The sequence below is a fragment of the Ramlibacter sp. PS3R-8 genome (assembly GCF_037572435.1).
Classification (GTDB): Bacteria; Pseudomonadota; Gammaproteobacteria; order Burkholderiales; family Burkholderiaceae_C; genus Ramlibacter.
The window spans coordinates 693,183-717,418 of the sequence record NZ_JBBHGT010000002.1 but is presented as its reverse complement, the minus strand read 5'-3'; the positions used below and the strand labels follow the sequence as shown (position 1 = coordinate 717,418).

Genomic DNA, 24,236 nt, shown 5'->3' with positions numbered 1-24,236 from the left:
ATGTTCACCCTCGACCAGGCCGCCGGCTGGCTGGGCGGCAGGATCGTCGGCGACGGCGGCGTGCAGGTGCTGCGCGTGCACACGGACACCCGCACGCTGCAGGCCGGCGACCTGTTCGTGGCGCTGAAGGGCGACCGCTTCGACGCCAACGACTTCCTCGCCGATGCGCGCGCCAAGGGCGCCGTGGCGGCCATCGCGCAACCGGGGCGGCTGCCCGCGGGGATGCCCGGCATCGAGGTGGCGGACAGCAAGATCGCGCTGGGCAACCTTGCGCGGGCCTGGCGCAAGCAGTTCAAGCTGCCCTTGATCGCCGTGACCGGCAGCAACGGCAAGACGACGGTGACGCAGATGATCGCCTCCATCCTGCGCGCCTGGCATCCCGAGATGCACCTGGCGACGCAGGGCAACCTGAACAACGACATCGGCCTGCCGCTGACGCTGCTGCGGCTGCGCGGCGGCCACCGCATCGGTGTCATCGAGCTGGGCATGAACCATCCGGGCGAGATCGGCTACCTGGCGGACATCGCCCAGCCGACGGTGGCCATGGTGAACAACGCGCAGCGCGAGCACCAGGAATTCATGGCGACGGTGGAAGCCGTCGCCCGGGAAAACGGCAGCGTGTTCCGCGCGCTGCCACGCAACGGGGTGGCGGTGTTTCCCGCCGGCGACGCGTTCACGATGCTGTGGACCGCGCTGGCCGACGCCCGCCCCTGCATGACTTTCGGCGACGACAACGCCGACATCGTTCTGGCCGGGTCTGAATGGCAAGAGGGACATTGGCAAGTGCGGGCGAAGACGCCTGCCGGGCCCATCGCGTTCCAACTCCATATCGCCGGCCGCCACAACGTGCGCAACGCGCTGGCCGCCGCCGCCTGCGCGCTGGCTGCGGGCGTGCCGCTGAACGCCATCACCCGGGGGCTGGAGACCTTCGAGCCCGTGAAGGGCCGCTCGCGCGCGCTGGCCGTGCAACTGGGCGAACGCACCGTGACGCTGGTGGACGACACCTACAACGCCAACCCGGACTCCGCGCGCGCCGCCATCGACGTGCTGGCGGAACTGCCCGGCCCGCGCCTGCTGGTGCTGGGCGACATGGGCGAAGTCGGCGACCAGGGCCCGGCCTTCCACGCCGAGGTCGGCGCCTATGCGCGCGAGCGCGGCATCGAGCAGCTGTTCACGTTCGGCGAGCAGGCCAGCGCGATGCAGGGGCGGCATTTCTCGGACGTCGATGGGTTGAAGGCGGCGGTGCTGCAGGCCCTGGACGGGACACGCAGCGTGCTGGTCAAGGGATCGCGGTTCATGAAGATGGAGCGGGTGGTGGAAGCCATCACCGCCCATGCACGACAACAAGACAAGGAGGCGCCCGATGCTCGTTAGCCTGTCCGCCTGGCTGCAAAGCCAGGGCACGGAGTTCGGCTTCCTCCGGGTGGTGCAGTACCTCACCTTCCGCGCGGTGATGGCCGCCATGACGGCGCTGCTGATCGGCATCGTCGCCGGCCCGTGGGTGATCCGCCGCCTGACCGCGCTGAAGATCGGCCAGCCGGTGCGCGAGTACGCGATGCAGTCGCACCTGGCCAAGAGCGGCACGCCCACCATGGGCGGCGTGCTGATCCTGATCTCGATCGCGGTGTCCACGGTGCTCTGGTTCGACTGGACCAACCGCTTCGTCTGGATCGTCATGCTGGTGACGCTGGGCTTCGGCGCCATCGGCTGGGTGGACGACTGGCGCAAGGTGGTCAACAAGGACCCGGAAGGCATGCCTTCGCGCGAGAAGTACTTCTGGCAGTCGGTGATCGGCCTGGTCGCCGCACTGTACCTGGCGTTCAGCGTGTCCGAGACCACCAACGTGCGCGTGCTCGGCCTGTTCTACGACTGGGTGCGCTCCGGCTTCGACATGAACCTGCCGCCCAAGGCGAACCTGCTGGTGCCCTTCTTCAAGGAGATCACGTATCCGCTGGGCGTGTTCGGCTTCGTGATCCTGACCTACCTGGTCATCGTCGGCTCCAGCAACGCGGTGAACCTCACCGACGGTCTGGACGGCCTGGCGATCATGCCGGTGGTGATGGTCGGCTCGGCGCTGGGCGTGTTCGCGTACGTCACGGGCAGCTCCGTGTATTCGAAGTACCTGTTCCTGCCGCACATCCCGGGCTCGGGCGAGCTGCTGATCTTCTGCGCGGCAGTCGCCGGCGCGGGCCTGGCCTTCCTCTGGTACAACGCGCACCCCGCGCAGGTGTTCATGGGCGACGTGGGGGCCCTGGCGCTCGGCGGCGCACTGGGAACGATCGCCGTGATCGTGCGCCAGGAGATCGTGCTGGCCATCATGGGCGGCATCTTCGTGGTCGAGGCGCTGTCGGTGATGGTGCAGGTCATGTACTTCAAGTACACCAAGAAGCGCTACGGCACCGGCCAGCGCATCCTGCTGATGGCGCCGCTGCACCACCATTTCGAAAAGACCGGCTGGAAGGAAACGCAGGTCGTGGTCCGCTTCTGGATCATCACGATGCTGCTGTGCCTGATCGGCCTGTCCACCCTGAAGCTGCGCTGATGGATCCACTGCGCGACCAACCCGTCCTCGTCCTGGGCTGCGGCGCCTCCGGGCTCGCCATGGCGCGCTGGTGCGCGTCGGCCGGGGCGGTGGTGACGGTCGCGGACACGCGTGAGCAGCCGCCGCAGCTGGCCACCCTGCGCGAGCAGGTGCCGGGCGTGCGCTTCGTCGCCGGCCCGTTCGAGGCCCAGCTCGTCGAGGGCCAGCAGCTGGTGCTGCGCAGCCCGGGCCTGACGCCGCAGCAGGTGGCACCGGTGGAACAGGCCGCCCGCGCGCAGGGCATCCGCGTCAGCGGCGAACTCGGCCTCTTCGCCGATGCGCTCGCCGCGATGAAGCAAGCCGACGGCTACAACCCCGCCGTGCTGGCCGTGACCGGCACCAACGGCAAGACGACCGTCACGGCGCTCACCGGGCAGCTGGTCGAGCGCAGCGGCAAGACGGTGGCCGTGGCCGGCAACATCGGGCCGACCCTGCTGGATACGCTGGCGCACAAGCGCGAAGCCGGCGCCTTGCCGCAGGTGTGGGTGCTGGAGCTTTCCAGCTTCCAGCTCGATGGGGTGACGGGCTTCGAGCCGACCGCCGCGACCGTGTTGAACATCAGCCAGGACCACCTGGACTGGCACGGCACGATGGAGGCCTACGCCGGCGCCAAGGCGCGCATCTTCGGCCAGCAAACCCTGATGGTCCTGAACCGCGAAGACGCGGCCGTGATGAAGATGCTGCCGGAGCCCGTGCGCCTCAAGGGTGGCAAGTACGAGCAGCGTCCCTACGTCACTTTCGGCGGCGACGTGCCCCGGCGTCCGGGTGATTACGGCCTGGAAGTCGTGCACGACATGGCCTGGCTGGTGCGCGCGCACGATGCCGACGAAACCTTGAAGCTTCGCAAGGACGAGGAAGTACAGATCCACCTTCAGCGCTTCATGCCGGCCGACGCGCTGCGCATTCGCGGCCGCCACAACGCCATCAACGCGCTGTCCGCGCTGGCGCTGGCCACCGCGGCGGGCTGCCAGCTGGCCCCGATGATCTACGGCCTGCGCGAGTACCGCGGCGAGCCGCACCGCGTGGAATCGGTCGCCATCGTCAACGACATCGAATATTTCGACGACAGCAAGGGCACCAACGTCGGCGCCACGGTCGCCGCGCTGCAAGGCCTGGGCGCCGAGCGCCGCCTGGTGGTCATCCTCGGCGGCGACGGCAAGGGCCAGGACTTCGCCCCGCTGGCCGACCCGGTGTCGCGCTTCGCCCGCGCCGTGGTGCTGATCGGCCGCGACGGCCCGCAGATCCGGGCGGTGCTGGAATCCACCGGTGTGCCGCTGCTGGATGCCGGCACGATGGAAGAGGCCGCGCGGGTTGCCACGCAGCGCGCCCACGCCGGCGATGCGGTCCTGATGTCGCCGGCCTGCGCCAGCTTCGACATGTTCCGCAACTACCCGCACCGCGCGGAGGTGTTCCGCGCCGCCGTGCAGTCGGTGGCCGACGAAGCCGGCGTGCTGGTGCAGGGAGGCGACGCATGACGATCGCGGGCGTCCTGGGGGGCTGGGGCCGGCGCGATGCCGTGCCGGGCCGCGGCGCCGCACGCGTGCATGGCTTCGATCCCGCGCTGCTGTGGGTGACGGTGGCGCTGCTCGTCTGGGGCATGGTGATGGTGTATTCGGCATCCATCGCGATGCCGGACAACCCCAAGTTCAGCCGCTATGCGCACACCTTTTTCCTGAGCCGGCATGCGCTGTTCCTGGCGCTGTCGTTCGCCGCCGGGTTGCTGGCCTTCCAGGTGAAGGTCGAGACCTGGGAGCGCATCGCGCCGTGGCTGTTCGTGGCTTCGCTGCTGCTGCTGATCGTGGTGCTGATCCCGCACATCGGCAAGGGCGTCAACGGCGCGCGCCGCTGGATCGTCCTGGGCCCGATGTCCTTCCAGCCTTCGGAGCTGGCGAAGTTCGCCGTGCTGCTGTATGCCGCCAACTACATGGTGCGCAAGATGGAGGTGAAGGAGCGCTTTTTCCGCGCGGTGCTGCCGATGGCCGGAGCGATCGCGGTGGTCGGCGTGCTGTTGCTGGCCGAGCCGGACATGGGCGCCTTCATGGTCATCGCCGTCATCGCGATGGGCATCCTGTTCCTGGGCGGCGTCAACGCGCGGATGTTCTTCCTGATCGCCGCGGTGATCACCGTCGCTTTCATGCTGATGATCGCGCTGTCGGACTGGCGGCGCGAGCGCATCTTCGCGTACCTGGATCCGTGGAGCGAAAAGCACGCGCTGGGCAAGGGCTACCAGCTGTCGCATTCGCTCATCGCCATCGGGCGCGGCGAGATCTTCGGCGTGGGCCTGGGCGGCAGCGTCGAGAAACTGCACTGGCTGCCCGAGGCGCACACCGACTTCCTGCTCGCGGTGATCGGCGAGGAATTCGGCCTGGTCGGCGTGCTGACCGTGATCGGGCTGTTCCTCTGGATGACGCGCCGCATCATGCACATCGGCCGCCAGGCGATCGCGCTGGACCGCGTGTTCGCCGGCCTGGTGGCGCAAGGCGTCGGCATCTGGATCGGCTTCCAGGCTTTCATCAACATGGGCGTGAACCTCGGCGCGCTGCCGACCAAGGGGCTGACGCTGCCGCTGATGTCGTATGGCGGCTCCGCGGTGCTGATGAACGTGGTGGCCATCGCGGTGGTGCTGCGCATCGATTACGAAAATCGCACCCTCATGCGTGGAGGCCGCGCATGAAGACCGCACTGGTCATGGCGGGCGGAACCGGCGGCCACATCTTCCCGGGGCTGGCGGTGGCGGAAGCGCTGCGCGCGCGGGGCTGGACGGTGCACTGGCTCGGCGCGCCGGGCAGCATGGAAAGCCAGATCGTGCCCAAGCGCGGCATCCCGCTGGAGACCATCGACTTCGGCGGCGTGCGCGGCAAGGGCGTCAAGACGCTGGTGCTGCTGCCGCTGAAGATCCTGCGCGCCTTCTGGCAAAGCATCGGCGTGGTGCGGCGCGTGCGTCCCCAGGTGGTGGTGGGCCTGGGCGGCTACATCACGTTTCCGGGCGGGATGATGAGCGTGCTGCTCGGCAAGCCGCTGGTGCTGCACGAGCAGAACTCGGTGGCCGGCATGGCCAACAAGGTGCTGGCCGGCGTCGCGGACCGCGTGTACAGCGCGTTCCCCGACGTCATCAGCAAGGGCCTGTGGATCGGCAACCCGCTGCGCGCGGAGTTCCTGCGCCAGCCGTCGCCCGAGCAGCGCTTCGCCGGGCGCACCGGGGCGCTGAAGGTGCTGGTGGTGGGCGGCAGCCTCGGCGCCCGGGCGCTCAACGAGATCGTGCCGCAGGCGCTGGCGCGGATTCCGGCCGCACAACGGCCGCACGTGCTGCACCAGAGCGGCGCCAAGCAGATCGATGAACTGCGCGCCAACTACGAGAAAGCCGGCGTCCACGCCGAGCTCACGCCCTTCATCGACGACACGGCGTCGGCCTTTGCGGAAGCGGACCTGGTGATCTGCCGCGCCGGCGCGAGCACCGTGACCGAGCTGGCCGCGGTCGGCGCAGCGGCGCTGTTCGTGCCTTTCCCTTCGGCCGTCGACGACCACCAGACGACCAACGCGAAATTCCTGGTCGACGCCGGTGGCGGCTGGCTGGTGCAGCAAAGCGAGCTGACACCGGACCGGCTGGCGCCGATGCTGATCACGATGCAGCGCCACGAATTGCTCAAGCGCGCGGTCGCCGCGCACAAACTGCAGAAAACACAGGCGACCGAGCAGATGGTCGCCGCCTGCGAGGAACTCGCAAGATGAAACACGCGATCAAGCACATCCACTTCGTTGGCATCGGGGGCGCCGGCATGTCCGGCATCGCCGAAGTCCTGCGCAACCTCGGCTACTTGATTTCGGGCTCGGACATCGCGGATAGCGTCACGCTGCGGCGCTTGTCGGACCTGGGCATCCAGACCTTCGTCGGCCATGCGGCGGCCAACGTGATCGGCGCGGATGCCGTCGTCACGTCGACGGCGGTCCAGCAGGACAATCCCGAAGTCGTCGCCGCCCGCAAGCGCAAGATCCCGATCGTGCCGCGGGCCATGATGCTGGCGGAACTGATGCGCCTGAAGCAGGGCATCGCCATCGCCGGCACGCATGGCAAGACCACCACCACCAGCCTGGTGGCCAGCGTGCTGGCCGAGGGCGGGCTCGACCCCACCTTCGTGATCGGCGGCAAGTTGAACAGCGCCGGCGCCAATGCCAAGCTGGGCTCGGGCGACTACATCGTGGTGGAGGCAGACGAGTCGGATGCGTCCTTCCTGAACCTGTTCCCGGTGATGGCGGTGATCACGAACATCGACGCCGACCACATGGAGACGTACGGCCACGACTTCAACAACCTGAAGAAGGCCTTCCTCGCCTTCCTGCACCGCATGCCGTTCTACGGGACCGCCGTGCTGTGCGTCGACGACGAAGCGGTGCGTTCCATCATCCCGGAGGTGCAGTGCCCCGTCACCACCTACGGCTTCGACGAAGAGGCCCAGGTGCGCGCGGTGGACGTGCGGGCGGTCGGCCCGCAGATGCACTTCACGGTGCGCCGCCGCAACGGCGTGACGCTGCCGGACCTGCAGGTGAAGCTGAACGCCGTCGGCCGGCACAACGTGCTCAACACACTGGCCGCCATTGCGATCGCCGTGGAACTGAACGTTCCCGACGATGCGGTGGTCAAGGCCTTGTCCGAATTCCGCGGCGTGGGCCGCCGCTTCCAGAGCTACGGCGAGGTGGCGGTGCCGGCTGCGCAGGGCGGCGGCGCCTTCACCTTGATCGAGGACTACGGCCACCACCCGGTGGAAATGCGCGCCACGCTCGCCGCCGCGCGCGGCGCCTTTCCCGACCAGCGCATCGTGCTGGCCTTCCAGCCGCACCGCTACACCCGCACGCGCGACTGCTTCGAGGACTTCGTGCAGGTGCTCGGTCATGCCGACGTCGTGCTGCTGTCCGAGGTGTACTCCGCGGGCGAAGAGCCGATCGTGGCGGCCGACGGCCGCTCGCTGGCCCGCGCGGTGCGCGTGGCCGGCAAGGTGGAGCCGCAATTCGTGGGCGAGATCGCCGGCATGGCCCAGGCCGTGCTGGACACGGTGCGCGACGGCGACGTGGTGATGTGCATGGGCGCGGGTTCGATCGGCACCGTGCCGCCCAAGCTGGTGGAACTGGGAGGCCAGGCATGAACCCCGCAAGGCCGAGCGAAAAAGTTCGCACCGCAGTGCGTGGCGCGGAGGTGTCCGATTCCGGCGTCATCGATCCCAAGTCGTTCGGCAAGGTCGCGGTCCTCATGGGCGGCAAGTCGGCCGAGCGCGAGGTTTCGCTGATGTCCGGCGCGGGCGTGTTGAAGGCGCTGCAGGCCAAGGGCGTGGATGCGCATGCTTTCGACCCGGCCGAGCGCGACCTGGTGGAGCTCAAGCGCAAGGGCTTCAAGCGGTGCTTCATCGCGCTGCACGGGCGCTTCGGCGAGGACGGCACGGTGCAGGGAGCCCTCGAATTGCTCGGCATCCCCTACACCGGCTCCGGCGTCATGGCGTCGGCGATCTCGATCGACAAGGTGATGACCAAGCGGGTCTGGCTGTCCGAAGGCGTGCCGACGCCCAAGTACACGCTGCTGCGCCGCGGCGCCTACCAGCGTGAGCAGGTCATCCAGGTCCCGGACGACCTCGGCCTGCCGCTGATCGTCAAGCCGGCGCGCGAGGGCTCCTCCATCGGCGTCGCGAAGGTGCAGGGCTATTCCGAGATGCAGGGCGCCGTCGATGCCGCCGCCGCGCTGGACGCCGACGTGCTGTGCGAGCAGTTCATCGCCGGTGACGAAGTGACCTGCCCGATCCTGGGCACCGGCGACGGCGCCCGCGCGCTGCCGGTCATCCGCATCGTGGCGCCCGAAGGCAACTACGACTACCAGAACAAGTATTTCACCGACGACACCAAGTACCTGGTTCCCTGCGGCCTGCCGGAAGGCGAGGAAGCGGCGATCCAGGAGCTGGTGGTCAAGGCCTACCGCGTGCTGGGCTGCCGCGGCTGGGGCCGCATCGACGTGATGATCGACGGCAAGACGCGCAAGCCCTACCTGCTGGAGATCAACACCTCGCCGGGCATGACGGGCCACTCGCTGGTGCCGATGTCGGCGCGCGCGGCGGGCATCAGCTACGAGGACCTGTGCCTGCAACTGCTGGCCGATGCCTCGCTCGACCAGGAGGTCGTGAAAGCATGAGGAAAAAGGCGCTGTCCCTGCCGGCGGACGTCAGGCTGATGAACATCACCGCCACGGTGCTGTTCGTCGCCTGCGGCCTGCTGCTGGTGGCGGCGCTGGGCTGGTGGGCCGTGCGCCATCCGGTCTTTGCCATCGGCGGCATCGTGGTGCAGGGCGACGTGGCGCACAACAGCGCGGCGACGCTGCGGGCCAACGTCGCGCCGCGGCTGGCCGGCAACTTCTTCACCGTGGACCTGGCGCAGGCGCGCGCGGCGTTCGAGGCGGTGCCCTGGGTGCGGCGCGCCGTGGTGAACCGCCAGTTTCCCAACAAGTTGCGCGTGGTGCTGCAGGAGCATCGGCCCGAGGCCTTCTGGGGCCCGGATGCCGAGTCCCGGCTGGTCAACACCTACGGCGAGGTCTTTGAGGCCAACCCGGGCGACGTGGAACAGGACGACATGCCGCGGCTGGCGGGACCGGATGGCACGTCGGCCCAGGTGCTGGCCATGTACCGCGGCTTGAAGCCGATGCTGGAGAAGCTCGACCTGGGCGTCGAGCAGGTGGTGCTGACCGGGCGGGGCGGCTGGTCGCTGTCGCTCGACAGCGGCGCGGTGGTGGAGCTGGGCCGCGGCACGACGGAAGAGGTGCTGGCGCGCAGCCAGCGCTTTGCGCAGACGCTGACGCAGGTGACGGCGAAGTACGGGCGCAGGCCGGAGGCGCTGGTGACGGCGGACCTGCGGCACGCCGATGGATACGCGGTGCGGTTGAGGGGCGTCGCCACCACCGACGTGGCGGCGCAGAGGAACTGAGGAAACATCGATTGGCCAAGGACTACAAGGATCTCGTCGTCGGGCTCGACATCGGCACTGCCAAGGTGATGGTGGTGGTGGCCGAGGTCATGCCCGGTGGCGAACTCAAGCTCGCCGGGCTGGGCATCGCACCCTCCAGCGGGCTCAAGCGCGGCGTGGTGGTCAACATCGACGCCACGGTGCAGAGCATCCAGCAGGCCTTGAAAGAGGCCGAGCTGATGGCGGACTGCAAGATCACCCGCGTGTACACCGGCATCACCGGCGCCCACATCCGGGGCATCAACTCCAGCGGCATGGTGGCGGTGAAGGACCGCGAGGTGACACCCGCCGACGTGGCGCGCGTCGTCGAGACCGCGCGGGCCATCAACATCTCCACCGACCAGCGCCTGCTGCTGGTGGAGCCGCAGGAATTCGTGATCGACGGCCAGGACGTGAAGGAGCCGATCGGCATGAGCGGCATCCGGCTGGAAGCCAAGGTGCACATCGTCACCGGAGCCCAGAGCGCGGCCGAGAACATCATCAAGTGCGTGCGCCGCTGCGGCCTGGAGGTGGAGCAGCTGCTGCTGAACCCGCTGGCCTCCAGCAGCTCCGTGCTGTCCGAGGACGAGAAGGAACTGGGCGTGGCGATGGTGGACATCGGCGCCGGCACGACCGACATCGCGATCTTCACCGGCGGCGCCATCCGGCACACCGCGGTGATCCCGATCGCCGGTGACCTGATCACGAGCGACATCGCGATGGCGCTGCGCACGCCGACCAAGGACGCCGAGGACATCAAGGTGGAGTCCGGCTTCGCCAAGCAGCTGCTGGCCGATCCCGAGCAGCAGGTGGAAGTGCCGGGCCTGGGCGACCGCGGCCCGCGCATGCTGTCCCGGCAGGCGCTGGCCGGCGTGATCGAGCCGCGGGTGGAGGAGATCTATTCGCTGGTGCAGCAGGTGGTGCGCGAGTCGGGCTACGAGGAAGTGCTGTCCTCGGGCATCGTCATCACCGGCGGCAGTTCGATCATGCCGGGCATGGTGGAACTGGGCGAGGACATCTTCCTCAAGCCCGTGCGCCGGGGCGTGCCGCGCTACCACGGCGCGCTGGCCGACATGGTGTCGCAGCTGCGCGCCGCCACCGTCATGGGTTTGCTGGAAGAGGCGCGCCTCGCGCGCGTGCGGGGCTTCAAGGTCGCGCAGCAGCACGGATCGGTCAAGACCGCATTCGGCCGCATCAAGGATTTCATCGTGGGGAACTTCTAGTCATGCAGAACAAGCTTTGGCTCGCCAGGGGTTCTCCGCCGCACTCAAGAAAGGAGCGATATCGGTGCACCGATCCACCGTTCCTGCGTTAACAGCGCAACACCAACGAGATAGTCAGTGGCAACTGCAACGAATGAGGAGTACGCAATGAGCATCGAAATGATTGAAGTCGAGGAGTTCCACCAGGGCACGCAGATCAAGGTGATCGGTGTCGGCGGTGGCGGGGGCAACGCGGTCGCGCACATGATCGAGCGCGGCGTGCAGGGCGTGGAGTTCGTCTGCGCCAACACCGATGCGCAGGCGCTGGCACGCAGCTCCGCGCACAAGCACATCCAGCTGGGCGGCAGCGGCCTGGGCGCCGGCAGCAAGCCGGAAAAGGGCCGCGAATGCGCGGAGCTGGCGGTGGAAAGCATCCGCGAGGCCATCCAGGGCGCCCACATGCTGTTCATCACCGCCGGCATGGGCGGCGGCACCGGCACCGGCGCCGCGCCGGTGATCGCGCGCGTGGCCAAGGAGATGGGCATCCTGACCGTGGGCGTGGTGACCAAGCCGTTCGACTGGGAAGGCGGCCGCCGCATGACCAATGCCGACAACGGCCTGGCGGAACTGGAAGCCAACGTCGACTCGCTGATCGTGGTGCTGAACGAAAAGCTGCTCGAGGTGCTGGGCGACGACATCACCCAGGACGAAGCCTTCGCCCACGCCAACGACGTGCTGAAGAACGCCGTGGGCGGCATCGCCGAGATCATCAACGTCCCCGGCCACGTCAACGTGGACTTCGAGGACGTGCGCACGGTGATGGGCGAGCCGGGCAAGGCGATGATGGGCACGGCGCTGGCTTCCGGGCCGGACCGCGCCCGCATCGCGGCGGAACAGGCCGTGGCCTGCCCGCTGCTGGAGGGCATCGACCTGTCGGGGGCCAAGGGCGTGCTGGTGCTCATCACCGCGGCCAAGGGCAGCCTGAAGCTGTCGGAGTCCAAGCTGGCGATGAACACCATCCGCGCCTACGCCTCGCCGGACGCGCACGTGATCTACGGCACGGCCTACGACGACGACCTGGGCGACCAGGTCCGCGTGACCGTGGTGGCCACCGGCCTTTCCCGCCAGGGCCAGGGCCGGCGCGCGGCTCCCCCGCTGCAGGTGCTGCGCACCGGCACCGACAACGTGCCGTTCAACGTGCCGACCATCCACAACGCGGTGGCCGGCCCTGGCGCCATCGTCACCCGCGAGATGCACGGCACCGCGGCCGCGCAGCCGGAATACGGCGGCCTGGCCGTGCCCAGCGTCTGGCGCACCAACCGCACGCAGGCGGCGGCGAAGGTGGACGCGCTTTCCAGCGGCGGCATGGACGATTTCGAAATCCCGGCCTTCCTGCGCAAGCAGGCGGACTGACACGGCTCTCCAAGAGGGAAGCTTTGGGGCGGGCGCAGTTCGGCCCGCCTCTTTTTATGTGCGATTTTCGCGACGCCGCCCTTGTGCTTTACGCGGGCTACGTCTGCGGTTGACACGACTGGAAGAGGCTCAGCCAATGGGATGGGGCTATTGGGGTCATGCGGAACGATCAACGGGCGGCGGCGGCGCGGCCCGTAAAATCGGCCGCATGCTTCGCCAACGCACCCTCAAGTCCCTGACCAAGGCCGTCGGCGTCGGCCTCCACAGCGGGCAGCGGGTGGAGCTGACGCTGCGCCCCGCCCAGCCGGACACCGGCATCGTGTTCCGCCGCACCGACTTGCCCCTGCCGGTGGACATTCCGGTGACCGCCCAGGCCGTGACCGACACGCGCATGGCCTCGACCATCTCCAACGGCGGCGCCAAGGTGCACACGGTGGAACACCTGATGTCCGCCTGCGCGGGCCTGGGGCTGGACAACCTGTACGTCGACATCACTGCCGAAGAGGTGCCCATCCTCGACGGCTCTTCCGCGTCGTTCGTCTTCCTGCTGCAAAGCGCGGGGATCGAAGAGCAGAACGCGCCCCGGCGCTTCATCCGCGTGCTGCGCACGGTGGAGATCCGCGAAGGCGAGGGCGAGAACCTGAAGTGGGCGCGGCTCGATCCGTACCACGGCTTCAAGCTGTCCTTCGAGATCGACTTCGCCCATCGCGTGGTCGACTCCACCGGCCAGCGCTACGAGTTCGACCTGAGCAGCGGCCACTATTCGCGCGACATCGCCCGCGCGCGCACCTTCGGTTTCACCAAGGACGTCGAGATGATGCGCTCCAGCGGCCTGGCCCTGGGCGGCGGCCTGGACAATGCCATCGTCATGGACGACTACCGGGTGCTGAATTCCGAAGGCCTGCGTTACGACGACGAGTTCGTCAAGCACAAGATCCTGGACGCCATGGGCGACCTGTACCTGGTCGGCAAGCCCTTGCTGGCCTCCTACAGCGCTTTCCGCTCGGGCCACGCGTTGAACAACAAGCTGCTGCGGGCGTTGCTGGCCGACTCGGATGCCTTCGAGGTGGTGAGCTTCGGCGATGAGCGCGAGGCCCCGGCGGGCTTCACGCTGCCGGCCCGCGCCTGGTAGTCCGGTGCCAGTCGTCCGGCTGGTCCTGCTGGTGTTGCTGATCGCCTGCGGCGTCTGCTTCGCCCTGTTCGCCTTTACCGGCGAGGCGCGCTACAAGCGCATCGGCCTGGTCACGCTGAAGTGGACCTTGATCGCGGCGGTGGCTTTCTTCGTGGCGTTGTTCCTGGAGCGCGAATACGGCTGACTGGATGCCGGGGTGCGGCTGCGCGTGCAACCCGGCCTACGGCCAGGGCGTAGGGCGGGTTGCGCGGAGCGCACCCCGCCATGGCGAGCTCAGACCACCCGCCCGCCCCTGTACGTCCCCGTGTTGCGCTTGGACAAGGCGCCCGCCGCCTGCAGCCGCGCCATCGCGGCGCCGGCATGAGCGTGGGTGATGGCGATGCCCAGCGCATCGCTGGCATCCTTGCCGGGCTCGCGCGGCAGGTGCAGCAGGCGCTTGACCATCGCCTGCACTTGCGCCTTGGCCGCCTTGCCGGACCCCGCCACCGCCTGCTTCATCTGCAAGGCGGTGTATTCGGCCACCGACAGGTTGCACGAGACCAGCGCCGTCAGGCACGCACCGCGCGCCTGGCCGAGCAGCAGGGTGGCTTGCGGATTCACGTTGACGAACACGATCTCCACCGCGGCGCAGTCGGGCTCGTAGCGCGCCCGCACCTCGCCGATGCCGTCGAACAGCACCTTCAGGCGCGCGGGCAGGTCGCCACGCGCCAGGTGCGTGGTGGTGATCGTGCCGCTGGCCACGTACTGCAGCGTGTGGCCGTCCACGTCGATCACGCCGAACCCCGTGGTCTGCAAGCCGGGGTCGATGCCGAGGATGCGCATGTCAGGGCAGCTCGGCGCCGCGCATGCGCACGACGATGGTGGAGGTGCGGCTGGCCAGGTAGCCGGAGCCGGGGAGCTTTTCGAAGCGTTTGGGCTGCGGCAGCATCACGGCCAGCCGGGCGGCTTCGTGGGGTGCCAGCTTGCTGGCGCTCTTGCGATAGTAGTGCTGCGCCGCCGCCTCCGCGCCGAACACGCCTTCGCCCCATTCGACGTTGTTCAGGTAGATCTCCAGGATGCGCTGCTTGCTCAGCATCTGCTCCAGCAGCAGCGCCAGCGCCAGCTCCTGGCCCTTGCGCAGCAGGGTGCGCTCGCCGGACAGCAGCAGGTTCTTGGCCAGCTGCTGCGTGATCGTCGAGCCGCCCACGATCTTGGGCGGCCGGGTGCGCGACGGCGCCAGCGCCGCGCGCTTGATGGCGACTTCCTCGGCCCTGGAATTGCGGTGCCGCGCCTTTTCCAGCGCGTCCCAGTCCACCCCCATGTGGAAGACGAAGCTGTCGTCCTCCGACGCGACCACGGCGCGCTTGAGGTGGTCGGAGATCTGGCTGTACGGAACCCAGCGCTGCCGCCAGCGCAGCTGGTCCTTGTCGCGCGCGATGCGCCAGGCTTCGGAGCGCTGGAACGTCGTCGATTCCGGATCGAGCACCACCATCGCGGCGATGCGGCCGACGAAGAACAGCTGCAGCGCGATGAAGGCGAACAGCAGCAGCGCCAGCCAGCGCACCACCGCCTTCATTTCGCCATCTCCGCGCGAAGCTCGCCCAGCACCTGCGCGCTCGGCGGGCGGACGCCCCGCCACAGCGCGAAGGCTTCGGCGGCCTGTTCCACCAGCATCCCGAGGCCGTCCCGGCCCACGGCGCCGTGCTCGCGCGCCCACTTCAGGAAGCCGGCGGCGGCGGGACCGTACATCATGTCGCAGGCCAGCGCACCCGGCGTCAGCACCCGCGCATCGACCGGGACGTCGCTGCCGCTCAAGCTGCTGGCGGTCGCGTTGGCGACCACGTCGAATTGACCCGTCACGCCGTCCAGTGCCACGGCCTGCAACTCCACGCCGCCCACCTGCGCGAGCATGGCGTGCCGTTCCACCAGCGCCTTCGCCTTCGCGACCGTGCGATTGGCCACCACCACGCGGCGCGGCCGCCGCTCCAGGATGGGCCCCAGCACGCCGGCAGCGGCGCCGCCGGCTCCGAGCAGCAGCAGGTCGCGGCCCGCCAGCAAGACTTCGGCGTTGCGCTCGATGTCCATCACGAAGCCGATGCCGTCGGTGTTGTCGCCGATGATGGTCTCCCCCTCGAAGCTGAGGATGTTGCACGCATCGGCCAGCGCGGCGCGCGCGGAGCGCCGCGACACCAGCGACGCCGCCTGGAACTTGAAGGGCACCGTGATGTTGCAGCCCTTGCCGCCCTCGGCCACGAATTCGCGCACGCCGGTGGCGAAACCGTCGAGCGGGATGAGGCGCTTGCCGTAGGCCACCGGCTCGCCGGTCAGCGCGGCAAAGCGCGCATGGATCCACGGCGACTTGCTGTGTTCCACGGGGTTGCCCATGACGCAGTAATGGTCCACGGCGTGTCAGCGGCTGGTGAGCTTGGTTTCGAGCGTGTCTTCGCGCGTGAACTTGAAGCGGGACACCACCACGATCTGGTCGGCGCGGCTGCGCATCGCCTGGTTGAAGCTGCCGAACGGCGCCGCCGAGCGCGCGATCAGCGCCGCGCGGCGGTCCAGGGTGAGGTTGCCGGAGGTCTCCACGATTTCGGTGTCCAGCACGCGGCCGTCGTGGTTGACGGTCACGATCATCGTCAGCTCGCCATACATCTTGCGGCCCGCGACCTGCGGGAAGTGGGTGGTGCCGCGGTCCTCGATCTTGCGCCGCAGCGTGTCGTAATAGACGGCATACACCTCCTCGCGCGTCGCGGGGCTGATGTAGCGCTTCTTGGGGCGGGCGTTTTCCTCGTTGATGCGCTTTTCGATCTCCGCGAGGATCTTCACCAGCTGCCTGCGCTTTTCCTCCTGCGAGGCCGCCTCCGGGCTGGTGTTCACCTGGCGCGGGTCGGGCGGCGGCATCGCCGCCAGCGTACGCTTCAGGTTGGAGAGCATCAGCATCTGCTGCTCCTGCATCGCGTCGATCTTCTGCTGCGCGTCCTCGGCGGCGTCGCCCACCTGCGTCAGCGCGGACGGGGGGAGGGGGGAGGTCGCGCGGCCCTTCTCGGCCTCGCCGCCGCCGGCCAGCGTGGCCTGGGCGATCGCCTGGGCGCGTTGCGGCTTCTCGTTGCTGCGGGCGTTGACCAGGATCACCTCGAGCGGCGTGTCCTGGAAAACGCGGTTGAATCCCTCGGGGTCGACGATGCGCACCGTCAGCACCGCGGCGTGCACGATCAGGGAGGCACCCAGTGCGATCTGCAGGGTGCTGAAGGACTTCAGATTCACGGAGTCAATTTTCGGCGGCGGCAGGCGCCGCGCCAGTTTCCTCCTCGGGAGTGTCCGTGACATCCACGGCAATGGCAATCGGTCCGGCCATCGTTTCCTCTTCGCTGTCGCCTTCATCCGACGCCGCTGCCGCTTCCGGCACGGCATCCAGGCGTTGCAGCACGGTGCCGCTCACGTCCAGCGTGATCAGGTCGATGTCACCCAGCTTCACCCGCACCCGGGTGCCGCGCGGCAGGTCGGCGCCCAGCACCGGCAGCACCAGCGGCAGGGTGTCGGCGCGCGCCAGGCCCTCCTTGAAGATGGTGGCGTCCAGTTCGCGCACGTCCTGCTGCTGCAGGTACCGCAGGGTCCAGTAGCGCTCCATCCCGGCCTGGTGCCCGTTGTAGGCGGAATAGGCGGCGTCGAACGCGGAGATGATGGAGAACAGCTCCGCATCCTTGGGTTTGAACGGCGCGGCCAGGGCCGCCGTGCGGCCGTGGCGCGCCGCCGCGATGATCTGCCACTGGTTCACCAGGTCGGTGTAGCGGCGCAGCGGCGAGGTGCTCCAGGCATAGGCTTTCACGCCCAGGCCGGCGTGCGGCAACGCCTTGGTCCCCATGCGCACCTTCACGCCGGGCGCCATGCTGGCCTGGCTGCGGTAGATGCCGGGCACGCCCATGTCCGCCAGCCACAGGCCCCAGGTGCTGTTGGCCAGGATCATCGCCTCGGAGACGATCAGGTCCAGCGGCGCGCCGCGGCGGCGCACGGTGATCTCCACCGCCTCATCGCCCGCGGGGCCGTCGGCGCCGGCGGCCGGGACGCGAAAGTTGTAGTCGGGCCGCGTGAAGTTCTCCGGCTTGCCGCGCGCCACTTCCCGCAGCGTCTTGAGCTGCTTGGCGAGGCGGAACAGGAAGGACAGCTCGGGGCGGAACCGCGCCGCCGGCGCCGGCAGGCCGTCGGCTGGGTGGGCCGCATCTTCCAGCACGGCCTCCGTCAGGTGCGCATCCAGCTGGTCGTGCCGCAGGTTGGCGGCGATCGGCACGCGCTCCAGGCGCGTCTCGCTGGCCTTCACTTCCAGCGAGGCTTCGTCGAACTGCACGTACAGCGACACGGCAGGGCACTCGCGCCCTTCCAGCAGCGTGTAGGCCTGCACCACGTCGTCGGGCAGCATGGTGATCTTGTGGCCGGGCATGTACACCGTGGACAGGCGCGTGCGCGCCAGCAGGTCCAGCGGGGTGCCGGTCTGCACGGCGAGTGCGGGAGCGGCGATGTGCACGCCGACCGTGACCGTGCCGCTGCCCAACCCCTGCACCGACAGCGCATCGTCGATCTCGGTGGTGCTGGAGTCGTCCACGGAGAAGGCCTCGACGGCCGCGAGCGGCAGGTCGTCCTTGATCGCCGGGGCGGCCAGCGGCGGAAAGCCGGTGCCCTTGGCAAAGAACTCCAGCAGGAAACGCTTGTAGTGGAACTGGTAGGGCGAGGTGATCGCGCCCGCCTTTTGCAGCAACGCCAGCGGTGCGGCCTGCGCGCTGCGCGAAGCCTCGACCACCGCCTTGTATTCGGGCGCGTTCTTGTCCGGCTTGAAGAGGATGCGGTACAGCTGCTCGCGGATGGCGGGCGGGCAGCTGCCGGCCACCAGCTCCGCGGCCCAGGCGGCGATCTGCGCCTGCACCTGCTTTTTCTTCTCGATCGCGGCCAGCGCCTGCTGCACCACCTCGGCGGAGGCCTTGCGAAAACGCCCCTTGCCCGCGCGGCGGAAGTAGTGCGGCGCGTCGAACAGGCGCAGCAGCGCGCCGGCCTGCTGGACCAGCGTGGCGTTGGCGCTGAAGTAGTCGCGCGCCAGGTCGGCGAAACCGAATTCGTCCTCGGGCGCGAACTCCCAGGCCAGGTCCAGCTCGATGCCGGCCGCCACCGCCTGCGCCTCGCGCAACAACTCCGCCGGCGCCGGCTTCTCGAACCGGAGCAGCACATTGGCCGACTTGACCTTCACGCGCTTGCCGCTTTCCAGCTCCACTTGCGCCGAGGCGTCGGTTTCGGAGAGCACCCGGCCGGCCAGGAACTTGCCGGCATCTTCAAACAACACAAACATGCCGGATTGTCGCATCCGGGGCTTGCGTCGCTGGAGTCGTGGGGAGGGGAGCGGGAGCGGACAGCCGGACGCAGAAGACGCAGAAGTGACGCAGAAGCCGCGGAAGGAGCCCAAGCCCCCTTTCTTTTGGTTTTTTCTGCGACTTCTGCGTGATTTCTGCGTCTTCTGCGTCCGGCTGTTGGGTTTGGCCGTTGCGCGCTGGCTGGCTGGCTGGCTGGCAGGCAGGCTGGCTCAGGCCAGTTGCAGGAAGCCCAGGATCTCCTCGACGTGATCGTCGAAGTCCGACAGCGCGTGGTCGCTGCCTTCCAGCAGCTTCGTGCGCACGCCGGGATAGCGGCCCGTCATCTCGCGCCAGTCCAGCACCTCGTCGCCCTTGGCGATGACGGCGAAGTAACGCTCGGGGTGGGCCACCGGGCCGCAGGCCAGCGCCCGCAGTTCGTCGGCGGAGCCCGGCTCCACCACGAAGCGCTCGTTCGGGTCGTGCCACGCGGTCTGCTCGCCCACGTGCCCGGCCAGGTCCCGCGCCGGATCGACGGCGGGATTGAGCAGCACCGCGCGGCAACCGGTGCGCTCGGCCACCCACGTGGCGTAGTAGCCGCCCAGCGAGGAGCCCATCACCGCCATGCCGGCCCGGGGCCAGCCGGCGATGCCGTCCTCGATCAGCCTGGCGGCCGCCGCGGGGGAGGGCGGCAGTTGCGGGCACCACCAGTGCACCGCCGGATGCCGCTCGCCCACCACGGCATGCATGCGCCGGGCCTTGAAGGACTTGGGCGAAGACCGGAAACCGTGGAGGTACAACAAATGGGTGGTGGCCATGCCCGATCGTAACGAGGCGTGCTGCCCGATAATCGACGGATGGCCGCCGTATTCGACCGTCCCTCGCTGCTCCAGCGCTTTGCACCCATGCTGCAGGGGTTCGACGGCCCGCTGGCGTTTGCCGTGTTCCTGCTGGCGTGCGCAGGCATGCTCATCATGTACAGCTCGGGCTTCGACCATGGCTCGCGTTTCGTCGACCATGGCCGCAACATGCTGCTCGCCGCCGGCATCATGTTCGTGGTGGCGCAGGTTGCGCCACAGCGCCTGATGAGCCTGGCCATTCCCCTGTACACGGTCGGCGTCGCGCTCCTGGTGGCGGTGCTCCTGTTCGGCATCACCAAGAAGGGCGCCACCCGTTGGATCAACATTGGCGTGGTGATCCAGCCCAGCGAGATCCTGAAGATCGCCACGCCGCTGATGCTGGCCTGGTGGTTCCAGAAGCGCGAAGGCCAGTTGCGGCCGCTCGACTTCATCGTGGGCGCTGTGCTGCTCCTGGTGCCCGTGGCGCTGATCATGAAGCAGCCGGACCTGGGAACGTCGCTGCTGGTCATGGCCGCCGGCCTGTCGGTGATCTTCTTCGCCGGGCTGTCCTGGAAACTGGTCATCCCCCCGGTGCTCGTGGGCCTGGTGGGGCTGGTGCTGATCGTCGTGTTCGAGTCCGCGCTGTGCTCGGAAGGCGTGCGCTGGTTCGTGCTGCACGACTACCAGCAGCAGCGCATCTGCACGCTGCTCGACCCGACGAAGGACCCGCTCGGCAAGGGCTTCCACATCATCCAGGGGATGATCGCCATCGGCTCCGGCGGCATCTTCGGCAAGGGCTTCATGCAGGGCACGCAGACCCACCTGGAATTCATTCCCGAGCGCACCACCGACTTCATCTTTGCCGCCTATTCCGAGGAGTTCGGGTTGGTGGGCAACCTGTTCCTGATCGCCAGCTTCCTGTTCCTGGTGCTGCGCGGGCTGGCGATCGCCCTGGAGGCGCCCACGCTGTTTTCACGCCTGCTGGCCGGGGCGATGACGATGATCTTCTTCACCTATGCCTTCGTGAACATGGGCATGGTCAGCGGCATCCTGCCGGTGGTGGGCGTGCCGCTGCCCTTCATCAGCTATGGCGGCACGGCGATGCTGACGCTCGGACTGGCGCTGGGCATCCTGATGGCCATCTCCAAGTCCAAGCGGCTGGTCCAGAGCTGATGGAGCGGAGCCAGCCAATGCGCGTCCTGGTGTGCGACGACCACGACCTGTTCCGGGAAGGGCTGCGGCTGCTGCTCGAAAAGCTGGATGCGGCCATGCAGGTCACGCTCGCCAGCTCGGCGGAGGAGGCGATCGCGGCGACCCGCGCGTCCACGTACGACCTGATCCTGATGGACTGGCACATGGAGGGCATGGGTGGCGCAGGCGCTCTCGCGGCCTTGCGCGAGACCGCGCCGCTGACGCGCGTGGTCGTGCTCTCCGGCGACCGCGACGCCAACCTGGTCCACTCCGCGGTGGAGCTGGGCGCCGCGGGGTTCATCCCCAAGGCGTCGTCGCCCGCCGTGCTGATGAAGGCCGTGACGATGGTCGCGGAAGGCGGCGTCTACCTGCCCAGCGCCGGCTTCGCCCGGACCCCTGCGCGAGACGTGCGCGACGCCTTTCCGACCTTGACCGAACGCCAGGCCGACGTGCTGCGCGCGGCCCTGCGCGGCAGCTCGAACAAGCTGATCGCGCGCGAACTCGGCATCAGCGACGGCACCGTCAAGACGCACCTGCGCGCCATCTACCAGGAACTGGGCACCCGCAACCGCACCGAGGCCGTCTACATGGCAGCGGAGCAGGGCGTGCGGATCTCGTAGGGTGGCGATGAGCGTGCAGCCGACCCCGGCAGATCAGCGCACCACGAATTCAACGCAGAAGGAAGACCAAAGGAATTCAAGAGACGCAAAAGGGCTCCAGGTTTTTTTTGCGTCTTTTGTCTTTCTTCTGCGTCTTCTGCGTTGAAGACCGTTTGCGCGCCCCGATGCTGGGGTTCCTGGCGTCACCCCAGCCTGCGCGCGGGCGCTCCCAGCATCCGCGCCAACTCCCCCTGCAGCGCCGGCAACCCCACCGGCTTGTGCAGCAGCTTGATGCCCGCGCGCTGCGCCTCCTGCAGGCGGTCCGGCGCCGTGTCGCCGCTGATCAGGAGCGAAGGGGTCGCGCCGACCGCGGCCACCACCTGCGAGATCACGTCGATGCCGGTTTCGCCGTTGCGCAAACGCAGGTCCGCCAGGATCACGTCCGGCTTGCGGCCGCGCGCGTGCCGCAACGCCTCTTCGCCGCAGGACGCCTCGAGGCAGCTGCAGCCCAGTTCCTCCAGCAGCACGCGCATGCCGATGCGCACCGAGCGCTCGTCGTCCACCACCAGCACGGTGCGGCCGGCAAAGCTGTGCACGCGCGCGGGTTCGCGCGCCTGCGGCAGCGCATCGGCCTGTCCGTGCAACGGCACGGCCAGCGTGACGGTGGTGCCGCGGTCTGCATCGGAGTGCAGGTCGACGCCGATGCCCAGCAGCTTGCTCAGGCGCCGCACGATGGACAGGCCCAGCCCCAGCCCCTTGGAGCGGTCCCGCTCCGGGTTGCCCACCTGGTAGAACTCCTCGAAGACCATTTCCTGCTCTCCGGCCGGGATGCCGCGGCCGGTGTCCTCCACCGAGATCCGCGCGGTACCGCCCTCCACGCGCAGGCGCAGGGTGACGGCGCCGCGCTCGGTGAACTTGGCGGCGTTGTCGGTCAGGTTGCGCAGCACCCGCAGCAGCAGCGTGGGATCGGTGCGGCAACGCACCCCGGTCGGCGCGTCCAGCACCACGCGCAGGCCCCTCGCTTCGATCACCGCGCGCATCTCCGCATGGTGCATGCGCAGCATCTCGCCCAGGTCGACCATCTTGTAGACCGGCTTGAGCACGCCCGCATCGAGCTTGGAGATGTCGAGCAGTTGGTCCAGCTGCTCCGAGAGGTCAGCCGAGACCTGGCTCAGGAGGTCGACCACCTCGCGGTCCCGGCCCTCCGTCTGGCGCAGCGACAGGGCGGCGACCAGCAACCCGATGGTGTGCAGCGGCTGGCGCAGGTCATGGCTGGCCGCCGCGAGGAAGCGCGTCTTGGCCAGGTTGGCCTGGTTCGCCTGCTCGAGCGCCTCGGTCAGCTGCTCGTTCAGCGCACGCTCGTGATAACGGATCTGCACCGACTCGGTGAAGTTGCGCCAGGCATTGTTGGCCAGCCCGGCCAGCACCCAGAGGTACAGCAGGAGCAGCAGGCCGATCGAAAGGTCGATCCACCCGGATTGGGCGGGCCCGGGATGGATGGCCCACAACAGGGGCAATGGCGCGGCCATCGGCACCACGTACGGCAGGAACAGGCTGCTGCGTCCGGCGGTCGTGCCCACGGCTCCGGTGGCCAGGCCGAGCGTCAGCAGCGTGATGAACGACCTCTCCGTTTCGTCGAGCATCGGGAACGCGAACAGCGTCAGGCCCAGGGTGCAGCCGCTGGCCAGGCTCATGAAACCGGCGGTGCGCACGCGGTCGGCCGCGGACCGGTCCACCTGCAGCGGCAGGGCGGCCAGCAGGCGCCATCGCACCAGCAGCATGCCGAGCGCCAATGCCAGCCATGCGGCCGGAATCCAGTCCGGCAGGACGCGGAGGCCCAACCCGGCGACCAGCACCATCAGCAGCGCCACGGGCAGCGGCACCCGGCGGTTCTGCTCGGCCAGCAGCTCGATCAGCCGCAGGTCCACCTCTTCGCGCGGTGCCTGCGCGCGCTGGATCGGCGTTGTGATCGTTCCCTCCGTCATCGTTCTGTTTTTTGCATGTTGCACCGGCCGGGCCGCCCGCTCAAGAGGGGAGACCCCCGGGCCCTCGCCATAATGTGCCGCCATGACGGGAACGATCGGCATCGTGGGCGTGGGCAACATGGGCGGCGGCATGGCCGGGCGCCTGCGCGACCGCGGCTGGCAGGTGCAGGCCTGCGACCTGGTGGCGTCCCGCGTGCAGGCGTGCGTGCGGCAGGGCGCGCGCGCCGCCGCGACGCCGGCCGAGGCCGCTGCGGGAACGCAGGCGCTGATCGTCAGCGTGGTCGATGCAGCGGAGATGCACGAGGTGCTGTTCGGCGCAGCCGGGGCCGCGGATGCGCTGGCGCCAGGGTCGGCGGTCCTGTTGTGCCCCACCATCGCGCCGACGGACGTGGAGCGCATCGGCGCCGCACTGGCCGCTCGAGGTTTGGCGCCGATCGACGCGCCGATGTCCGGCGGTCCCGCGCGCGCCCGCGACGGCAGCATGAGCCTGATGGTGGCGTGCGCCGACGCGGTGTTCGACGCCCACCGCGAACTGCTCGCGTCCCTGAGCAACAAGGTGTTCCGCGTCGGCGCCAGGCTCGGCGACGGCGCCCGCACCAAGCTCGTGAACAACCTGCTCGCCGGCATCAACCTGGCGGGCGCCGCCGAAGCACTGGCCCTGGCGGAGCGGCTCGGCCTGGACGCCGCGCGCACGCTGGATGTGATCGAGCAGTCCAGCGGGCAGAGCTGGATCGGGTCCGACCGGATGCGTCGCGCGATCGCCGGCGACTACGCGCCGCGCGCGCACGTCACCCTGCTGCAGAAGGACACCCGCCTCGCACTGGAAGCGGCGCAGGCCGCGGGCTTTCGCGCCAGCCTCGGGCCCGCGGCGCACGAGGCGTTCAACCGCGCCGTCGCCGCCGGCGATGCCGAACTCGACGACGCCGCGCTGCTGCGGCTGTTCCGCGGGTCGCAGGAATGAGCCGCCGGGCCGCCCCAGGGCAAATCCCGCAGCGCATAGCGCGCAGGGTGGT

22 protein-coding genes are annotated in these 24,236 nt (G+C 69.0%); 15 read left to right on the top strand and 7 right to left on the bottom strand.

The genetic code is table 11. The features are described from left to right. The 12 genes from WG902_RS11325 to WG902_RS11270 all read left to right on the top strand — a co-directional run bounded on the left by WG902_RS11325 (nt 1) and on the right by WG902_RS11270 (nt 13,484). Nucleotides 1-1,374 (top strand): UDP-N-acetylmuramoyl-tripeptide--D-alanyl-D-alanine ligase, encoded by a 1,374-nt coding sequence (locus WG902_RS11325; RefSeq protein ID WP_340060194.1) that lies wholly within the window; start codon nt 1-3, stop codon nt 1,372-1,374. Beyond that, nucleotides 1,364-2,542, top strand: coding sequence for a phospho-N-acetylmuramoyl-pentapeptide-transferase (gene mraY / locus WG902_RS11320; protein WP_340060156.1), 1,179 nt, complete (start codon nt 1,364-1,366; stop codon nt 2,540-2,542). The genes WG902_RS11325 and mraY overlap by 11 nt, the downstream gene beginning before the upstream one ends. Continuing rightward, nucleotides 2,542-4,056, top strand: a complete 1,515-nt coding sequence (gene murD, locus WG902_RS11315; RefSeq protein WP_340060155.1) for a UDP-N-acetylmuramoyl-L-alanine--D-glutamate ligase — start codon at nt 2,542-2,544, stop codon at nt 4,054-4,056. The genes mraY and murD overlap by 1 nt, the downstream gene beginning before the upstream one ends. Further along, nucleotides 4,053-5,255 carry a putative lipid II flippase FtsW gene (gene ftsW, locus WG902_RS11310; RefSeq protein ID WP_340060154.1) on the top strand — a complete coding sequence of 401 codons (1,203 nt, stop codon included), beginning with the start codon at nt 4,053-4,055 and terminating at the stop codon, nt 5,253-5,255. The genes murD and ftsW overlap by 4 nt, the downstream gene beginning before the upstream one ends. Then, nucleotides 5,252-6,310 carry an undecaprenyldiphospho-muramoylpentapeptide beta-N-acetylglucosaminyltransferase gene (gene murG / locus WG902_RS11305; RefSeq protein WP_340060153.1) on the top strand — a complete coding sequence of 353 codons (1,059 nt, stop codon included), beginning with the start codon at nt 5,252-5,254 and terminating at the stop codon, nt 6,308-6,310. The genes ftsW and murG overlap by 4 nt, the downstream gene beginning before the upstream one ends. Next, nucleotides 6,307-7,719, top strand: coding sequence for a UDP-N-acetylmuramate--L-alanine ligase (gene murC, locus WG902_RS11300; RefSeq protein ID WP_340060152.1), 1,413 nt, complete (start codon nt 6,307-6,309; stop codon nt 7,717-7,719). The genes murG and murC overlap by 4 nt, the downstream gene beginning before the upstream one ends. 104 nt (nt 7,720-7,823) lie before the next feature. Then, nucleotides 7,824-8,750: a D-alanine--D-alanine ligase gene (locus WG902_RS11295; protein ID WP_340060193.1), complete on the top strand. Its 927-nt coding sequence runs from the start codon at nt 7,824-7,826 to the stop codon at nt 8,748-8,750. Further along, the gene (locus WG902_RS11290) at nt 8,747-9,535 is read left to right on the top strand and encodes a cell division protein FtsQ/DivIB (RefSeq protein WP_340060151.1); all 789 of its coding nucleotides are present in this window, start codon (nt 8,747-8,749) and stop codon (nt 9,533-9,535) included. The genes WG902_RS11295 and WG902_RS11290 overlap by 4 nt, the downstream gene beginning before the upstream one ends. A gap of 11 nt (nt 9,536-9,546) precedes the next feature. Continuing rightward, nucleotides 9,547-10,776, top strand: coding sequence for a cell division protein FtsA (ftsA, locus tag WG902_RS11285; protein ID WP_340060150.1), 1,230 nt, complete (start codon nt 9,547-9,549; stop codon nt 10,774-10,776). 147 nt (nt 10,777-10,923) lie between these two features. After that, nucleotides 10,924-12,168: a cell division protein FtsZ gene (ftsZ, locus tag WG902_RS11280; RefSeq protein WP_340060149.1), complete on the top strand. Its 1,245-nt coding sequence runs from the start codon at nt 10,924-10,926 to the stop codon at nt 12,166-12,168. A 208-nt stretch (nt 12,169-12,376) separates the two neighbouring features. After that, nucleotides 12,377-13,300, top strand: coding sequence for a UDP-3-O-acyl-N-acetylglucosamine deacetylase (lpxC, locus tag WG902_RS11275; protein ID WP_340060148.1), 924 nt, complete (start codon nt 12,377-12,379; stop codon nt 13,298-13,300). Between the two features lie 4 nt (nt 13,301-13,304). Further along, nucleotides 13,305-13,484, top strand: a complete 180-nt coding sequence (locus tag WG902_RS11270) for a hypothetical protein (RefSeq protein WP_340060147.1) — start codon at nt 13,305-13,307, stop codon at nt 13,482-13,484. Nucleotides 13,485-13,573: 89 nt separating this feature from the next. On the opposite strand, the gene ruvC is transcribed toward WG902_RS11270, so the two are convergent. The 6 genes from ruvC to WG902_RS11240 form a co-directional block, all read right to left on the bottom strand. Next, the gene (ruvC, locus tag WG902_RS11265) at nt 13,574-14,122 is read right to left on the bottom strand and encodes a crossover junction endodeoxyribonuclease RuvC (protein ID WP_340060146.1); all 549 of its coding nucleotides are present in this window, start codon (nt 14,120-14,122) and stop codon (nt 13,574-13,576) included. Between the two features lies 1 nt (nt 14,123). Beyond that, nucleotides 14,124-14,855: a monofunctional biosynthetic peptidoglycan transglycosylase gene (mtgA, locus tag WG902_RS11260; RefSeq protein WP_340060145.1), complete on the bottom strand. Its 732-nt coding sequence runs from the start codon at nt 14,853-14,855 to the stop codon at nt 14,124-14,126. After that, nucleotides 14,852-15,682, bottom strand: a complete 831-nt coding sequence (gene aroE, locus WG902_RS11255; RefSeq protein WP_340060144.1) for a shikimate dehydrogenase — start codon at nt 15,680-15,682, stop codon at nt 14,852-14,854. The genes mtgA and aroE overlap by 4 nt, the downstream gene beginning before the upstream one ends. Nucleotides 15,683-15,688: 6 nt before the next feature. After that, nucleotides 15,689-16,537: an energy transducer TonB gene (locus WG902_RS11250; protein ID WP_340060192.1), complete on the bottom strand. Its 849-nt coding sequence runs from the start codon at nt 16,535-16,537 to the stop codon at nt 15,689-15,691. Between the two features lie 10 nt (nt 16,538-16,547). Continuing rightward, the gene (locus WG902_RS11245; protein ID WP_340060143.1) at nt 16,548-18,611 is read right to left on the bottom strand and encodes a ribonuclease catalytic domain-containing protein; all 2,064 of its coding nucleotides are present in this window, start codon (nt 18,609-18,611) and stop codon (nt 16,548-16,550) included. Between the two features lie 231 nt (nt 18,612-18,842). Then, on the bottom strand, nt 18,843-19,427 hold the full coding sequence (locus WG902_RS11240; protein ID WP_340060142.1) for a YqiA/YcfP family alpha/beta fold hydrolase: 585 nt from the start codon (nt 19,425-19,427) through the stop codon (nt 18,843-18,845). Between the two features lie 39 nt (nt 19,428-19,466). Here WG902_RS11240 and rodA point away from each other — a divergent pair, with 39 nt between their 5' ends. Both rodA and WG902_RS11230 read left to right on the top strand, forming a co-directional pair. Continuing rightward, nucleotides 19,467-20,621, top strand: a complete 1,155-nt coding sequence (rodA, locus tag WG902_RS11235) for a rod shape-determining protein RodA (protein WP_340060141.1) — start codon at nt 19,467-19,469, stop codon at nt 20,619-20,621. Nucleotides 20,622-20,638: 17 nt separating this feature from the next. Continuing rightward, complete coding sequence (locus tag WG902_RS11230; RefSeq protein WP_340060140.1) at nt 20,639-21,259, top strand: response regulator transcription factor; 621 nt, start codon at nt 20,639-20,641, stop codon at nt 21,257-21,259. A gap of 182 nt (nt 21,260-21,441) precedes the next feature. Here the strand turns inward: WG902_RS11230 and WG902_RS11225 are convergent, their stop codons facing one another. Then, a complete protein-coding gene (locus tag WG902_RS11225; RefSeq protein ID WP_340060139.1) occupies nt 21,442-23,223 on the bottom strand; it encodes a hybrid sensor histidine kinase/response regulator in 1,782 nt (593 codons plus the stop codon). An 82-nt stretch (nt 23,224-23,305) separates the two neighbouring features. Here WG902_RS11225 and WG902_RS11220 point away from each other — a divergent pair, with 82 nt between their 5' ends. Further along, the gene (locus WG902_RS11220) at nt 23,306-24,184 is read left to right on the top strand and encodes an NAD(P)-dependent oxidoreductase (protein WP_340060138.1); all 879 of its coding nucleotides are present in this window, start codon (nt 23,306-23,308) and stop codon (nt 24,182-24,184) included. Nucleotides 24,185-24,236 lie beyond the last annotated feature (52 nt).